This window comes from Dorea sp. Marseille-P4042 (genome assembly GCF_900290215.1).
Taxonomy (GTDB): domain Bacteria; phylum Bacillota; class Clostridia; order Lachnospirales; family Lachnospiraceae; genus Dorea; species Dorea formicigenerans.
This window is the reverse complement of the sequence record NZ_OLMI01000002.1, coordinates 298,156-315,101: the sequence shown is the minus strand read 5'-3', so window position 1 is coordinate 315,101 and position 16,946 is coordinate 298,156. Positions and strand designations below refer to the sequence as shown.

General features: G+C 31.8%; 12 protein-coding genes. All 12 read left to right on the top strand.

Annotation, left to right across the window (positions count from 1 at the left end):
• Positions 1 to 9 precede the first annotated feature (9 nt).
• The 12 genes from C7E02_RS06900 to C7E02_RS06845 all read left to right on the top strand — a co-directional run bounded on the left by C7E02_RS06900 (position 10) and on the right by C7E02_RS06845 (position 16,896).
• Positions 10 to 3,426 (top strand): glycosyltransferase, encoded by a 3,417-nt coding sequence (locus C7E02_RS06900; protein WP_105309147.1) that lies wholly within the window; start codon positions 10 to 12, stop codon positions 3,424 to 3,426.
• A 19-nt stretch (positions 3,427 to 3,445) separates the two neighbouring features.
• Positions 3,446 to 4,402 carry an acyltransferase gene (locus C7E02_RS06895; protein ID WP_158682989.1) on the top strand — a complete coding sequence of 319 codons (957 nt, stop codon included), beginning with the start codon at positions 3,446 to 3,448 and terminating at the stop codon, positions 4,400 to 4,402.
• 69 nt (positions 4,403 to 4,471) lie between these two features.
• Positions 4,472 to 6,178, top strand: coding sequence for a glycosyltransferase family 2 protein (locus C7E02_RS06890; protein WP_158682987.1), 1,707 nt, complete (start codon positions 4,472 to 4,474; stop codon positions 6,176 to 6,178).
• Between the two features lie 8 nt (positions 6,179 to 6,186).
• Complete coding sequence (locus tag C7E02_RS06885) at positions 6,187 to 8,361, top strand: glycosyltransferase (RefSeq protein WP_105309144.1); 2,175 nt, start codon at positions 6,187 to 6,189, stop codon at positions 8,359 to 8,361.
• Positions 8,362 to 8,444: 83 nt separating this feature from the next.
• Positions 8,445 to 9,221 (top strand): ABC transporter permease, encoded by a 777-nt coding sequence (locus C7E02_RS06880; RefSeq protein ID WP_105309143.1) that lies wholly within the window; start codon positions 8,445 to 8,447, stop codon positions 9,219 to 9,221.
• A gap of 11 nt (positions 9,222 to 9,232) precedes the next feature.
• Positions 9,233 to 9,967, top strand: coding sequence for an ABC transporter ATP-binding protein (locus C7E02_RS06875; protein WP_105309142.1), 735 nt, complete (start codon positions 9,233 to 9,235; stop codon positions 9,965 to 9,967).
• 16 nt (positions 9,968 to 9,983) lie between these two features.
• Positions 9,984 to 10,589 (top strand): hypothetical protein, encoded by a 606-nt coding sequence (locus C7E02_RS06870; protein ID WP_105309141.1) that lies wholly within the window; start codon positions 9,984 to 9,986, stop codon positions 10,587 to 10,589.
• A 47-nt stretch (positions 10,590 to 10,636) separates the two neighbouring features.
• A complete protein-coding gene (locus C7E02_RS06865) occupies positions 10,637 to 12,238 on the top strand; it encodes a glycosyltransferase family 2 protein (protein ID WP_105309812.1) in 1,602 nt (533 codons plus the stop codon).
• Positions 12,239 to 12,242: 4 nt separating this feature from the next.
• Complete coding sequence (locus C7E02_RS06860; RefSeq protein WP_105309140.1) at positions 12,243 to 12,848, top strand: GerMN domain-containing protein; 606 nt, start codon at positions 12,243 to 12,245, stop codon at positions 12,846 to 12,848.
• Between the two features lie 158 nt (positions 12,849 to 13,006).
• Positions 13,007 to 13,966, top strand: a complete 960-nt coding sequence (locus C7E02_RS06855) for a glycosyltransferase family 2 protein (RefSeq protein WP_105309139.1) — start codon at positions 13,007 to 13,009, stop codon at positions 13,964 to 13,966.
• 57 nt (positions 13,967 to 14,023) lie between these two features.
• Positions 14,024 to 15,565, top strand: a complete 1,542-nt coding sequence (locus C7E02_RS06850; protein WP_105309138.1) for a hypothetical protein — start codon at positions 14,024 to 14,026, stop codon at positions 15,563 to 15,565.
• A gap of 197 nt (positions 15,566 to 15,762) precedes the next feature.
• Positions 15,763 to 16,896: an acyltransferase gene (locus tag C7E02_RS06845; RefSeq protein ID WP_105309137.1), complete on the top strand. Its 1,134-nt coding sequence runs from the start codon at positions 15,763 to 15,765 to the stop codon at positions 16,894 to 16,896.
• Positions 16,897 to 16,946 lie beyond the last annotated feature (50 nt).

The window sequence follows — 16,946 nt, the reverse complement described above, 5'->3', positions numbered from 1 at the left end:
AGAATATAAATGTTTTCAAAATTTCAACAGAAAATATTAGGAATTTACTATATTGTGGATGAGTGCAGACAAGATGGGAAAATATTAACAATAAGAGGATGGCTATGTTCATCGAAGTATCAATTAAAAAATGTGCATTTTCTTATTGAAGATAAAGCTAAAAATAGATTTTCAATAAAAGGAAGATATGGAGCTACAAGGAATGATGTATATCAGGAATTAAAGATTGAAAATGCTAAAAAAAGTGGATTTTATGTGCAAGCTATTGTAGAGAATATTAAGGAATATGATGTTTGGATTGTATTTTCATATCAGAATAAAAAATATAGATTACGTCTTGGAAAAATCATAAATGATGAAATTGACTCTCAAAAAGAAGAGGGAAGAGTAAAAGAAATCGATTCTACAGAAAAAGTAATTGATCTTATTCAGAATTTGGACGAAAGAGAAAGCTACACATACCATTTTCCAGAAGAATACTATTCAGAGATGGTTGACATTATTATTCCGGTATATAATGGTTATCAGTATTTGGAAAAATTATTTGCATCTATAAAGTTGACAGATATGAAATATCGTTTGATTTTGATAAATGATAAAAGCCCGGATGAGCGGGTGGGGGAATATTTAAATACATTTGCTAAAGAAAATGATAATGTTATTTTATTAAATAATGATGAGAATCTTGGATTTGTTCAGACAGTAAATCGTGGATTTTCTGTTAGTGAGAATCATATCGCGTTGGTAAATACTGATGTGGAATTGCCAAATCAATGGCTGGAAAGATTGATGATTCCGATTTTTGAAAATAAAGAGATAGCTTCAACGACACCATATACAACTTGCGGTACAATTTGCAGTTTTCCGAAGTTTGGAGTCGATAATCATTTATTTTTAGACTTAAACGTAGGGCAGATAGATGATGAGTTTAAGAAAGTTCAGCCAAGATATATAGAAATGCCGACAGGAGTTGGTTTCTGTATGGGAATGAACCGAGATGTACTTCAAGAAATAGGTAATTTTGATGCAAAGACATTTGGAAAAGGATATGGGGAAGAAAATGACTGGTGTCAGCGTGCAATAGAAAAAGGATATAAAAATGTTCATGTTGAGAATTTATTTGTTTTTCATAATCATGGTGGCAGCTTTAAGAGTGAAGACAAAAAGAGATATTTGAAAGAGCATGAGAAAAAGCTGATACAGAAGCATCCTGCATACAACAGTGATGTTGCGAAGTATTGTGCGGAGGATTCGAATAAAGATATTCGACAAAGTGTAGAATTTCATCTGTTAAGAAAATATAAAAATGGAAAAACTATTCTTGCGTTTGATCATATGCTTGGGGGAGGAGCAACCAAGTATTTGGAAAATAAGAAAAGAGAATGTCTGGATGAAGGAAAGCAGTTTGTAATTATTCGCTATGACTATTTAAAGGATTTGTACCGGGTAAGTTATTATTGGAAAAATGATGAATTAAAAATGCAGTATAATAAACCAAGTGATTTGCCTAGAGTGATTGAATGTCTGGCTGTAGACGAGATTTGGATTAATGAATTAGTGACATATCCAATGCTATATGAGCAGTTAAAGAATATAAGAGAGACAACTTGTAAGAATCATATTTCTGTAAAAATGTTATTTCATGATTTTTTCGCAGTTTGTCCGACAATTAATTTGCTTAATAATCGAGACCAGTATTGTAATTTGCCAGATTGCTCAGTATGTAATCAATGCTTGAAAAATAATAAGTCGTTGCAGGCATTGGATTATGGTACAATGGAACAGTGGAGAGATGAATGGAGAACATTTTTACAGTCATGTACAGAAGTTGTTGTTTTTTCAAATAGTACAAAAGAGATTGCCGAAAAGACTTTTGGAAAAATGGATAATGTTGTTGTAATTCCTCATCAAATTGGTTATATGCCGCAGATTGAAAAGAAAAATAAAACTACTGAAACATTGAACATTGGACTTTTAGGAGTTTTAACGAAGCATAAAGGTGGAATGATAGTTGCTGATCTAGTAGACAAAATCGAAAAAGAACATTTAAATGTGAAGATAAGATTAATAGGAACTTCTTGTGTCGATATTGACAGTCCAGTATTTAGTCAGACGGGGGCATATACAAGAGGTGCAATTCCAAGATTAACTTTACAAAATGACATAGATGTATTTTTGATTCCATCCATATGGCCGGAAACGTTTTCTTACACAACAGAAGAAATAATGAAAATGGGAATGCCTGTTATGTGTTTTGATATTGGAGCTCCTGCAGAAAGAGTAAAAAAATATGAAAAAGGTATTATTATTCCGGAAATTTCAGCAGAATTAGTATATGACACAATTAGAAACAATAAGCTTATTAAAGAAATAGCTAACAAAAAAGTAAATGCGAAGAAAATACTTTTTGTTGTTCAAGAAGAGACTTTTTCTTCTAGATATCGGATTGATCATCTGAGAGAGCAATTGATTAGAAAAGGAATTGCATCAGATTGTATATCAATTAAGGATGTAAAAAAATGTGATTTGAAAGAATATTGTAATGTGGTTGTATACAGGATTTCTGATTATGAAAAAATGAAGAAATTAAAGAATAAAATACAAAAATGTCAGACAAGCCTGTACTATGATATAGATGATTATATTTTTAATTATCAAGCAATTAAAGATATAGGATTTTTAAAGGGCAAGGAATATAGAAATTACGAAAATTATACAAATCAAATTAGAAAGTGCATGGAAATTAGTGATGGATATATTGTATCAACTGAGAGTTTGAAAAGAGTAATTGAAAATCAATTTCCAAATAAAGAGGTTATTGTTAATCGAAATGTTGCGAGTATGGAGATGACGATTTCTTCTTTAACCCTTGAAAAAGTTCAAAAAGATTATATTACAATTGGATATTTCAGTGGCACCAAAACACATAATGATGATTTTGAAAGTATAAAAGAGGAATTGATTTCTATTATGCGTCAAAATAAAAAAGTTCATTTATTAATTGGTGGACAGATAGAATTGCCTGCTGATTTTAACGAGGTAAAAGATCAAGTTGAGACATTCAAATTTGTTTCATGGCAGGAGTTACCACATCTTATTTCAAAAGCTGATATTAATTTAATGCCATTGGAAAATACGATTTTCCATGAATGTAAATCAGAGAATAAATGGATGGAGGCTGCACTTGTAAATGTTCCAACGATTGCAAGCTGGAATCGTGAGCTTGCATTGGTGATTCACGATGGTGAGGATGGCTTTTTGTGCAAGAATTCTGAGGAATGGACAGAAAAGTTATGTCAATTGATTGAAGATAACGAATTGAGAAATCGAATGGCTCAGAATGCACATGAAAGAGTAATGAAAGAATATTTGACAGATGATATTGAACCAGAGATAGTAAGAAGTGTAGTTGATGATGTAAAGTAATAAAATGGGGAATTGCATTATGAATGAGATAAGTGCTGAAAATCGTAATTTTATAATGATAAAAAAAATTACGAAAAATATTATTATTGATATAGAAGGTGATAACAACCAGCTGTCTATTGAGTCAGAAAAGTTAACGCATATGTTAAGAATTACTATTAGGGGAAATAACAACCATGTGCGAATAGCGGATGACATAGTAATAACGAAGGAATTAGATATTTTTATTGGAGGATCCGACATTTCTATAGAAATAGGAAAGGGAACTACAATAGGACAGGTTATAATTCGTTTTGCAGAAGATGGGACTAGATTGAAAATTGGAGAGGATTGCATGATATCGGATGGGGTTGAAATTTGGGGAACAGATATGCATGGAATCATCGATAATACAACTAAAAGTGTAGTAAATAATGCGAAAGACATAATAATAGAAAAGCATTGTTGGCTTGGTTCAAGATGCATGATTATGAAAAATACACATATTAATGAGGGGTGTATTGTTACAGCTGGAGCAATAGTTGCATCGGACGTTCTGATTGATAATGTTATGATAGGAGGTGTGCCGGCTCGAATTATAAAAAAAGAAGTGGAATGGGTTCGGGAATCACCAAAAACACTGACTAAAACGAAATGTGATAATTTTACTGATGTTGCAGAGGACGATAATATAGTTGCATATATGGAAGATTGTTGCAATAATAGCATGATTAAAGGCTGGTGTTTTTTGAAAAATGTAGATAGTAAAAACACAAATATATATTTGGAAATTGTAACAATTGAAAATCAATGCATAACATTTCTTGCGAACAAAGAGAGAAGAGATGATGTTGCAGCAGCGTATGGAGAAGAAAAATATTCCGATACAGGCTTTTGGTTTATGATACCGGATTATTTAAAATCTGAAGATATTCAAAGTTGCAGAATTATATGTAAAAATGGAAATATAATTAGTGCTAAAAAGATTGAAATGTAAAGTGCACTTGATGTATATTAGCAGTATCAGTAGATACTGCTAATATACATTTTAAGGAAAGGAACAGTTGTGCAAAATATATTAATAAAGGTTATTCTAAAAATAAAACATGAAGGAATAAAAAAAGCAATTTGTAATTATGTGCGTAAAACTAAAACTTTAAAAAAAGAATTGGCAATCATCCAAAAATATCATCTTATAGATGAAGAAGAAAGATTAAGACAGAAAAATTATACTTTTAAATGTAAAGAGAAAATAAGCATAATAACTCCTTTATATAATACGCCTCAAGATTATTTGATTGAATTAATTGAATCATTAAAAAAACAGACTTATTCAAATTGGGAATTGTGTTTAGCTGATGGAAGCGATGAGAGTCACAAATATGTTGGGGCTATATGCAAAAACTATATAAAATCAGATGAGCGGATTTTGTATAAGCATTTAGAAGAAAATGAAGGAATTGTGGGGAATACTAATAAGTCTATACAGATGGCAACGGGAACATATTTAGGCCTTTTAGACCATGATGACATATTACATGAATCTGCACTTTATGAGTGTATGAGAGCAATACAAGATAAAGCTGATTTTATATATACGGATGAAATGAAATTTAAAAATGATATTGAAAATTCAGTGGATATTATTTGTAAATCTGGTTTTGGAAAAGACGAACTTAGATCACATAACTATATCTGTCATTTTGTTGTTTTTAAAAGAAGCTTATTAGATGGAATGAATGAATTATATCGAAAAGAATGTGAAGGAAGTCAAGATTATGATATGGTGCTTAGATTAACTGAAAAAGCAAAGAAAATTGTTCATATTCCGAAAATATTGTATTATTGGAGGGTTCATGCTGGTTCAGTTTCTCAAGATTTGTCAGTAAAGCGGTATGCTGTAGATTCGGCAATAAAAGCAATTTCAGAGCAATTAAATCGAACAGGAGATAAAGGAAAAGTGCATTGTAATTTGCCGTATGAGACTATATACAGAATACAGTATGAATTTACCGAGCATCCATTAGTTAGTATTTGCCTTTGGGGAATACAAGGAATAAATGTTAAAAAATATATTGAAAATCTTTTAGATAAGACTAGCTATAGACCACTTGAAATAGTAGTGTCAACAGGAGAAGAGATTGATATTAATGATGAAAATATTCAGATAAAAAATATAAAAATAAAAACTGATAAAAATCGATATGAATGGTTTGAAAAGGCAAGAAAATACATGTGTGGAGAATATCAGCTGTATTTAAAAGGCGCATGTATTCCAGAAAATGAAAATTGGATTGAAGAGTTAATGATGTATGCGCGTCGGCAGGACGTAGGGGTTGTTGGAACAGCCATAAAAAGTAAATGGAATAAAGTTGATTTTGGAGGTGCTGTACTTGACCGGGATGAAGGGATTCATATTATTGATAAAGGCTTGGATTGGGGAAACCAAGGCTATGAAGCGAATATGCGCTATGTGCGTAATATAACGGCACTGACAAGTATGTGTATGATGATCAGCAGAAAACGAATGGAAGAAATTGGCGGTTATAGTATAGAGCTTGGAGATTGTGCAGATATTGATTTTTGTTTAAGATGCCAAGAAAAAAAATATTGGAATGTATGGAATTGTTTTAGTGCTGTGTATTATTCTGAGAGCGAAAGTGTGATAGATTTTTGGAAAAATGTGAATGAATTTAAAATAAAATGGAGAGATAAAATTTTGCAAAGAGATGAATTCTACCATCCATTATTAAAAGAACTTAAAAAAATGTAGGTGATGAAATGAAAGCAATATCTTTAGTCAATAAAGCATTAAAAGCAGTAAAGGAAGAGGGCATACAAGGTTGCGCCCAGAAAACAAAAGGGTATATTGAAAATCAGAAAAGATTAAGAAGAAAACTTGACAGAAAGTATGCAGATGTATTGTTCATAAGTGGCTGCGGAGAAGATTTGCCACATCCATGGCGTTATCGCGTAAAGCATCAGAGAGAACAATTGGAAGCATACAATTATTCCACAGACGAGGTATATTTTACACAATTAGATATTGATCAAATCAGATATTATCGGGCATTTGTATTTTTTAGATGCCCAATGACAGAGACAATCGGCACATTTGTCGATTTGGCAAAACAGTTAAATAAAACAATCATTTATGATATAGATGATCTGGTAATAGATACTCAATATACAGATCAGATAAAATATGTGATGGCAATGCCAGAAGAAGATAAAAAGGCATATGATAATAATGTTATGAATATGCAGAAGTTGCTTAGAAAGTGTGATTTTGCAATTACATCGACAGATTGTCTGGCAGAAGAGTTGATAAAATATATTCCGAAGGTATATATTAATCGTAATGTCGCTTCTGAAAAAATGATTCAATTATCAAAAGAAGCAATTGTTAAGATTAAAAAAGATAATACAAAAGTAAAAATAGGTTATTTTAGTGGAAGTATTACTCATAATGCAGATTTTGAAATGATAAAACCGGTTCTTATAGAAGTCTTGAAAAAGTATGAAAATGTTGAGTTATACTTGGCAGGAGAACTGGATTTGCCGGTAGAGTTAAATCCATGGAAAGAAAGAATAAAAAAATATCCATTTGGAGACTGGAAAAAACTTCCTGAGATATTAGCGGAGATGGATATTAATCTTGCACCATTGGAAGATACAATTTTTAATAAAGCAAAGTCGGAAAATAAATGGACGGAAGCTGCACTGGTAAAGGTTGTGACAATAGCTAGTGATATTGGAGCATTTCATGATTGTATCAAAAATGGCGAGACAGGAGTTTTATGTAAAGATAATGACGAATGGAAAGTAGAGTTAGAGCGTTTGATTACAGATTCGTTATATCGAAAAAAATTGGGAGAACAAGCATATCAATATTGTATTACACAGTCTTCAACTGTTCGTAGCGGCAGCTATTTGACAAGAATCATGGGGAATGAATTGAATGATAACTATATATTTGTATTGCCGGGGCTGGAAATCAGTGGTGGAATAAAAGTAGCACTGAAACATGCCACTATGTTACAAAAAGCAGGAAAAGATGTTGGATTATTTTTATTAAGTGGAGAACAGAAGTGGTGCGAATTTGAAGGATATAAAATTCCAGTAATTAATTTGGAAGATACAGAGATACGTGGGAAAATAAGATATATGATAGCTACGATGTGGACAACGGTAGATATTGTAGAGCAATGTATTGGAGCAGAAATCAAGATGTATCTTGTGCAAAATTGGGAAACAGGATTTTATACCGAAGGAGATCCGTTAAGAATAAGAGCAAATCAATCCTATATGCCAGGGAAAGATATGAATTTTTTAACTATTTCAAAATGGTGTCAGCAGTGGTTAAAAGAGCAGTATGGACATGAATCAAACTATGCTCCGAATGGTCTGGAGACGGAACGATTTGCATGTCATAAAAGAGAGCTGACAGGAAAAATCAGGATACTTATTGAAGGGGATTGTGCGGTAGATTATAAAAATGTGGACGAGGCTTTTGAAATAACAAATGAATTAGACCGAAATCAATATGAAGTATGGTATATGTCTTATAATGCAGAGCCTAAATCATGGTATAAAGTAGAACGATTTCTGCACAAGATTCCATATGAAAAAGTTCCAGAGATATATACCCAATGTGATGTGCTTTTAAAAACGAGCTTATTAGAAAGCTTTTCTTATCCCCCCCTTGAAATGATGGCTACAGGTGGATATGTTATTGCTGTGCCGAATGGTGGAAATGTTGAATATTTAAAAGATAGAGAAAATTGTCTATTATATGATGCTGGGAATATAGAAAAAGCAAAACTGTTATTACAAGAGCTGCAGGAGGATCGAGTATTACAAGAAGTATTATACGAAAACGGTCAAAAAACGGCGCAAGAGCGAAAATGGGAGAATATTGAAAATAATATTTTAAGTATGTATCGTGTTAATTAAATTGAGAACTTGTTAAATGAGAGGAATAATGATATACTAAAAAAGATTGTTTGACCATATTAAGAAAAAGTGGAGGAAAGAAAGTGTCAATATATATACAGAATTTTAAGAAGTTTCGTCCATTGCTGGGAGAACTTATTGCACGTGATATAAAAACAAAATACAGAAAATCAGTGTTAGGAGTATTATGGACATTGTTAAATCCACTGTTTATGATGATTATTTTGTCAGTAGTGTTTTCTAATTTGTTTAAATTTGATGTGGAATATTTCCCGGTTTATTTATTAAGCGGACAATTGATATTTAACTTTTATTCAGAAGCCACAACGGCATCTATGTCAGCAATTATGGACAATGGACCATTGTTGAAAAAAATATATGTACCGAAATATTTGTTTGTATTATCTCGAGTATTTTCAAGTACAATTAACTTGTTGGCATCATTTACAGCTTTGATTTTAGTGATGCTTGCAATGAGAGTAGAATTGCATTATACAGTACTTTTAGTACCTATTCCACTGATATTTATTGTGTTATTTTCATTGGGAGTAGGATTAATATTATCAGCGATTACTGTGAAATTCAGAGATATTATGCATTTATATTCTGTGTTTGTGACAGCACTTATGTATTTAACACCAGTTATTTATCCAATGTCAATTTTACCGGCATGGTTAACACCGATTGTAAAATTGAATCCTATAACGAACATATTGCAAATGTTTAGAAATGTTATGATATATAATTCATTACCAAGTATTGCATCAATGATAATTGCCATTGTTGAATGTTCGATTATGCTGGTATTTGGACTATATGTGTTTTACAAAAATCAAGATGACTTTATATTGTATATATAAGGAGAGAAAGTATGGAGAATCAAGAAGTGATTCGTGTTGATCATGTATCGATGCGTTTTAGTCTTGCATCAGAAAGAGTAGATAATTTTAAAGAATATGTTATTAAAACGATAAAGCGACAATTATCGTATGGAGAATTCTGGGCTTTGAAAGATGTAAGCTTTAGTATTAATCGTGGAGACGCATTAGGATTAATTGGTTTAAATGGTAGCGGAAAAAGTACAATGTTAAAAGTTATAGCCGGAGTGCTAAAACCAACAAAAGGAAGCGTATCTGTGAATGGAACTGTTGCACCGCTAATTGAATTGGGTGCAGGATTTGACATGAATCTTACTGCAGAAGAGAATGTTTTTTTGAATGGAGCATTGCTTGGATATTCAAGACAAACGATGGAGCAGTATTACGATGACATCGTTGAATTTTCAGAGCTTCATGATTTTATGAATGTACCTGTTAAGAATTTTTCTTCAGGAATGGTTTCAAGACTAGGATTTTCAATTGCAACAATTGGTACGCCAGATATTTTAATTGTAGATGAAGTTTTATCAGTAGGTGATTTTAGATTTCAGGAAAAATGCCAAAACCGTATAAAACGTATGTTGGATGCGGGCACAACATTATTATTTGTTTCACATAGCATTCAGCAGGTAGAAGAACTGTGCAATAAAGTAGTGTGGCTGGATAAAGGTATAGTGAAGATGTTTGGTGAATCAAAGAACATTGCTGAGATATACAGTGCTTCATAGGATAGGAGTTAAAAAGATGAAATCAAAAATAAAAGTTATTGTGATTGGTTTGATTATTCTTTGTCTGGCAGGTGTATATGCAATTATTGATAAAGCAGTATCTATTTATGATACATCTTGTGATACAAGTGCATTCCAATCAATTACCTTAGAACAAGGGAAAAAGTTAGAACAATCATTTGTATGTAAAGAGAATCATATGGATGGTATTTCGTTGAAAGTTGCGGCAGATGGAGTTTTGGACAAGAGCCAGGTGATAATGGCGTATAAAATAATAGAAAAGGATTCAAAAGAAGTAGTTGCACAAGGAAAAACAGATTTAAAGAAAGTGCGAAATGGTAAATTTTTTAAAATTAAATTTGATAGAATTGATGCAACTAAAGATAAAAAGTATATGTTGGAGATGTCAGCGCAGGAATGTCCGACAGGAAGTATTCGAGTATTTTATACACCAGGTTTCAATGAGAATGCAACACTTATCTATGCTGGTCAAACCATAGAAGGTGTTGGTGTTATTAGGTCATTAACACATCGATTCGATTTAGAAACATTTATTGTGACATTATGCTTTGCAGCATATATAATATTATTTATGAGATGGCTTTATAAATTATTTGAATAAGGAAGAGGGCAGAAGTACTTCTGCCCTTGTTTTGCATAGGTGAAAAAGTGAAAAAAGGAATTATAAAAAAGGGAATTCAGTTTTATAAAAGATATGGAATACGTGGTGGAATTGCTACTTTAACAGGACAAGGTCAGATAAAGGATAAAAATTATGCTGCGTGGTATGAAAAAAATAAAGTTAGTGAGGAAGAACTGACGAAACAGCGAAATAAAGAATTTCCATACATGCCTCTATTTAGCATTTTAGTTCCAGTATATAATACACCAATCCCTTATTTGCGGGAAATGCTTGATTCAGTTCGAAATCAAACTTATCAAAAATGGCAATTGTGTATTGCGAATGCAAATCCGGAGAATGAAGACGTTGCCCGAATTTTAAACCAATATATAGAAATGGATATAAGAATTCAAGTTGTAAATGTGCCTGAAAATCTGGGAATAGCACAAAATACCAATAAAGCTTTAAGTATTGCAAAAGGAGATTATATTGGGCTTTTGGATCACGATGATATGCTTGCTACGGATGCATTGTTTGAAGCGGCAAAAACTGTCAATGACGAAAATGCGGATGTTATTTATACGGATGAAGATAAAATAACCATGTCTGGAGAAAAACATTTTCAACCGAATTTTAAACCAGAGTATAATTTAGATATGCTAAGATCTAATAACTATATTTGTCATTTTTTTATAGCAAAGGCATCTCTAATGAAGGAGATTGGAGGATTTAGAGGTGAGTATAACGGGGCTCAAGATTATGATATGATATTTCGATGTACAGAGCGAGCAGATAATATTGTTAGAATTCCTAAAGTATTATATCATTGGAGAATGCACGAGCAATCTACAGCAGAAAATCCTGAAAGTAAAAGGTATGCATTCGATGCTGGCAAGAAAGTTATTGAGGATCATTTGAAACGTTGTGGAGAAAGTGCAGAAGTAGAGATGACAGAATACCCAGGATTCTATCGGGTAAAATATGCAATTAAAGAAAAGCCAAGAGTGTCTGTTGTGATAGTCAAAGATACAAAAAATATGATTCCTAAAGATACATTGATAAAAATTGCTGCTGATTATGGAAGTGACAGGGTAGAGTTCTATGTTGTAGATGGAAACTACAAAGGGGATATCGAATTTGATGGAATCTCAATCAATACTTTACCATGGAAAAAGGAATGTAATAATACGGAGATGTTAAATTACGGGATTGAAAAAACGAAAAATGAATATATATTAGTTTTATCTTCCTATATAATAAAAGTGTCAGATAATTATATTGAAACATTTGTTTCCAATATTATGAGAAAAAATGTGGGAGCCGTTGGTGGAAAAATGTATTTTTCTAATGGAACAATCAAAAATGCAGGTTTATTGATAAAAAAGGACGGAACTATTGAAGAAGTATTTAAAAAACTACCTCGATTATGTGGGGGGTATATGAACCGACAATCTATGCAACAAAATATGCAGGCAATAACATTTGATGACATTATGTTCAAGAAAAGTTTGTGGGAAAAAATAAAAAATGGAATATCAAAATCTAAAAGTTTGCAAAGAGATGTAGAAATATGTACCAAAATTCGTAGGAATGATTTATTATTGGTATATACACCATGGGCGGAATCAGTGGTTAGAAAGGAAGGATAACGTAATGAAAAGGAAAATGCTTATTGTTTTATTAACAGGAGTTTTATTGTCAGTTTCAGCTTGTAGCAATTCTTCAAGTACAGATGCATCGCAGTCTGATAACCAGAAAAATGAGCAACAGAAATCAGATAATGATAACCAGAAGAATGAAAAACAAGATGAACAGAGTGAGGCTGATCAGATGGAAGATGATTCTGACAAAAAAGAAGATCAAACAGTACAGGAAGATGAATCAACAGAAATTACTATTTATACTAGCAATGATGATGCAACTGCATTTGTATCTGAGAGTGTAAAAATTGATGAACTGACACCGGAGCATATAGTGAATGCTCTGGTTCAGAAATCTGCGTTATCTTCAGACATTCAGGTATTAAAATGTGAAGAACAGACAGTAGACGGAGTGAAGAGCCTAAATGTGGATTTCAATGAAGCATTTGGCACATATGTGGGCAGTATGGGGACGACAGGAGAGTATTACACAATCGGAAGTGTTGTAAATACGTTTTTAGATGCTTATGGCTGTGAACAGATAAAGATTACTGTAGAAGGAAATACATTAGAGTCAGGACATGCAGAATATCCTGGATACATGAATCGTTTTGAATAAATCAAGAATTGAAGACAATTAAAAAACAGATTATTATTTGTCCGGAGAGTTCTCGTATATAGAATATGTGGCTATTCGGATAATTTTATCACTCGACAAAGAGAATAAACTTAACAATTTTAAGTGAATACACAATGAAAAATAGAAGGTGGGTAATTATGAAAGATAATGCAATATTGTATATTATTATTCCATGCTACAATGAGGAAAAGGTTCTGCAAATTACTAGTACCATGTTTCTTGAAAAGATAGAGAGCCTCATTAATAAAGGAAAAATAAGTGATAAAAGCAGAATTATGTTTGTTAACGATGGAAGTAAGGATCGGACATGGGAGATTATTTGTGAGCTGGCAAAGACTGATGAGCATTACATAGGGATTAGCCAAAGTCGGAATCGGGGACATCAAAATGCAGTTCTTGCGGGACTTATGGAAGCAAAAGATAATTGCGACATTACAATATCCATTGACTGTGATGGTCAAGATGATATAAATGCCATGGATAAAATGGTGGATGAATACTTGAATGGATGTGAAATAGTTTATGGTGTTCGCAGTAGCCGCCAGACAGATACGTTTTTTAAACGTTTTACGGCACAAGGATTTTACAAATTGTTAAATGCCATGGGGGCAGAGGTTGTCTATAATCATGCAGATTACAGGTTGGTATCTAGCCGGGTATTAAAGGAATTTGAAAATTTTAAAGAAGTAAATTTATTCCTTCGTGGAATGTTCCCATTAGTTGGATTTAAAAGCACCTCTGTATATTATGAACGACACGAGCGCATTGCAGGTGAGAGCCATTATCCACTTCGGAAAATGCTTGCTTTGGCATTTGATGGAATTACCAGTCTAAGCATAAAGCCGATTCGTATGATTACCGGGCTTGGAACTGCAATTGCAATGTTAAGTTTTGTAGGGGTGATTTGGTCAATTGTTATGGCAGTATTAGGAAAAACAGTTGCAGGATGGGCCAGTATGGTTTGTATTGTGACCTTTATTGGTGGTATACAGTTAATTTGCTTAGGAGTTATTGGAGAATATATAGGAAAAATTTATATGGAAGTAAAGCATCGACCAAGATATATTATTAGCGAAAGAACGAATGACGATAAATAGAATATTGCTGGTAAGATATTTTTTATGAAAAACTTTGTGTAATCGAGGAATAAGAAAGTGAATAATATAAAAGAGTATTTACAACGAACAATTAATATTATCCTATTGTTTTTATTTATATGGATCATAGTAGCTCTTTGTATTGCAAATAGAATTGACTATGCATGTAAGATTAACTGGAAGATAAGTAATATAGGATTAATTATTGCTTCATTATTGATTATATATTTATATTGTAAAAAAGTAAAAGAAAGAGCATTTCAAAGAATAAATATGAATAGATTGGTACTAATAGCAACTATAGTTTTGTTTTTTTTGGAAGTGTATATTTGTTATAATATTTTTTTTGAAACAGGTTGGGATTCAGGTGCTTATATTATTCCGGCTGCAAGAGCATTGCTTGGAAAACTAGATGTTACTAGTATGAATGAAGCATATTTTAAAACATATCCGAATAATTTATTTCTTGTTCATATATATTATGCATTGTTGCGCATAAATGAAAAACTGGGGGTTTTTACTGGTGCATATCAATTGATGGTTATAATTGTTTTTAATTGTGCAATTTCATCAATGAGCTGCTGGTTAACTTATATAATTGCTAGAAAATATGCATCAATCAAGTATTCTTTGTTAGGTTATATATTAGCGGTTGCTTTGTTAGGTGTATCACCGTGGAATGTAATCTGTTATTCGGATGCAATTGCACTCTTTTTCCCTATTTTTATTATGTATATATATACAGAGGATAGAATCAATATATATGTTAGGAATTTTATTATATTGGTTGCAGGATATCTGGGATATTGTATAAAACCTCAGGCAGCAATTGTTATAATAGCAATTATAATAGCTGAATTATTAAAAATTACCCACAAATATGAGAAGTCATTTTGGATTAAAGAAGGTGCGGTAATATTGTGTTCGGTTACTTTGATAGCTGTAATTGCAGGTGGATTGAAGAATCTGTATAATACAGAAGGATTTGAACAAGATAAAAATCGTCAATTTGGTCTGACACATTTTTTTATGATGGGATTAAATCCTGAATATAGAGGAGTATGGTCAGGGGAAGATGTTGAAATTTCTGCAAATTGTAAAACTGCAGAACAAAGGAGAGAAACCAATCTAGAAGTTTCGAAAAAAAGATTAAATAATTATGGGATAACAGGATATGCAAAATTTCTTACGAAAAAAATGTTGACGAATTATAATAATGGTACATATGCATGGGGAGCTGAGGGAAGTTTTTACGCTATTGTGCCAGATAATAATTCCAGGATGTCACATTTTTTGAAAAATATATATTATAATGATGGCAAGTATTATGGAATATATTCGCAGGTAGTACAATTGTTATGGGTTATGGTTTTAGCGGGAGTAGCAATTTCCTCAATCTTAGGATTGAAAAGAAAACCTTGCCAAAGTAACATACAACTGATTTTGCAATTATGTATTATAGGTATTACATTATTTGAATTATTATTTGAGGCAAGAGCAAGATATTTATATTTATATGTACCTGTCTACATATTGTTATTTGTATTAAATGGAGATTATCTAGAAGGATATTTGAAAAAGAAATCAACTAAAAAATAATTGAATAGAAATCATTTTATTTCTTCAGGGAGTTCATACGCATAGCGCATATGATATATTATCCTGTCATAATAGTCAATTCAGTATATCTACGATTGGTATAAAGAGTTTTAGACTTATGTGAAAAAGATTCTTGATTAGGATAGATGGGAAATAGAAGTTAATTTATTTATAGTTGATATGATACAGGAGGAAAAGTGAAAAAAAGAGATATTGGATTAGACTTAACTAGAATAGTTGCATTTATATCTGTTGTAGCTATTCATTTTTTCTTGAATTCAGGATACTATAATGAGCCTGTTGTTGGAAAAAGAATGTATATAATGACATTGGGAAGAACATTTTTTGGAATATGCGTACCTTTATTTATGCTTTTAAGTGGTTATTTAATGGTTAATAAAAGTATTTCAATAGAGAAAAAGACACTTTTAAATTATTATAAAAAAATATCTAAAGTACTGGGTACATATATTATTGCAACAGGGTTCATTATTGTTTATAAAATGGTAATATCACATGATATTGTAAACATAAAAGGGGCATTGTTAAATTTACTAGGATATAATCAATATTCCTGGTATGTGAATATGTATATCGGGTTGTATTTATTGATTCCATTTTTGAATTTATTATGGAATAATATCGAAGATAAAAGTGGTCATTTTATATTGGTGGTAATACTAGTTATAATGACAATTGCACCAAGTGTTTTTAATATATATAATTTGGAAGAAGCAGGAATGCTGGTCAGACCATATTTAACTGCAACATACAATCGGATAATTCCAGATTGGTGGATGGGAATATATCCGATAACATATTATTATATAGGTGCATATATAAAACATTATGTGGAGACTAAGAAAATCAGTACTAAGAAAGTATTCATTTTATTAATAGGCGCAATTTTCTTATTTGGAGCCAACAATATTTGGCGAAGCTATTCAAGAGAATTTTTCTGGGGAACATGGTGCGACTGGGGAAGCCTTCAAGATACTGTAGAGACAATACTGGTGTTTTTGCTGATAAATTCCATAGATTATAAAGTAAATGATAAAAAGGGCAAAGTAATAGCTAAAATATCTAATCTTACATTTGGAGCATATTTGTTATCATGGATTCCGGATAATATATTTTATTCTAGAATGAGTGAACGAATAGTAGAAGTGCCATCAAGGATGAAATATTGTGTATTGATGGTCATAATTGTAGCAACAGTGGCATTAATGCTTTCTTGGGGAGTTCAGAGAGTTCAACAAATTTTGAAATTTATGCATCAAAAGGTATGCGGAATGATATATAAAGCTAAAGAAGAAAAGAAGAATGCATGATAAAATAGTATAGAAACTTGAATTCCCGGTTTTCCGTTGTGGAAAGCCGG

Excerpts from the sequence above, each read along its gene's own strand:
- C7E02_RS06900 (WP_105309147.1), top strand. The coding sequence starts at position 10 with ATGTTTTCAAAATTTCAACAGAAAATATTAGGAATTTACTATATTGTG.
- C7E02_RS06895 (WP_158682989.1), top strand. The coding sequence starts at position 3,446 with ATGAATGAGATAAGTGCTGAAAATCGTAATTTTATAATGATAAAAAAA.
- C7E02_RS06885 (WP_105309144.1), top strand. The coding sequence starts at position 6,187 with ATGAAAGCAATATCTTTAGTCAATAAAGCATTAAAAGCAGTAAAGGAA.
- C7E02_RS06875 (WP_105309142.1), top strand. The coding sequence starts at position 9,233 with ATGGAGAATCAAGAAGTGATTCGTGTTGATCATGTATCGATGCGTTTT.
- C7E02_RS06870 (WP_105309141.1), top strand. The coding sequence starts at position 9,984 with ATGAAATCAAAAATAAAAGTTATTGTGATTGGTTTGATTATTCTTTGT.
- C7E02_RS06860 (WP_105309140.1), top strand. The coding sequence starts at position 12,243 with ATGAAAAGGAAAATGCTTATTGTTTTATTAACAGGAGTTTTATTGTCA.
- C7E02_RS06855 (WP_105309139.1), top strand. The coding sequence starts at position 13,007 with ATGAAAGATAATGCAATATTGTATATTATTATTCCATGCTACAATGAG.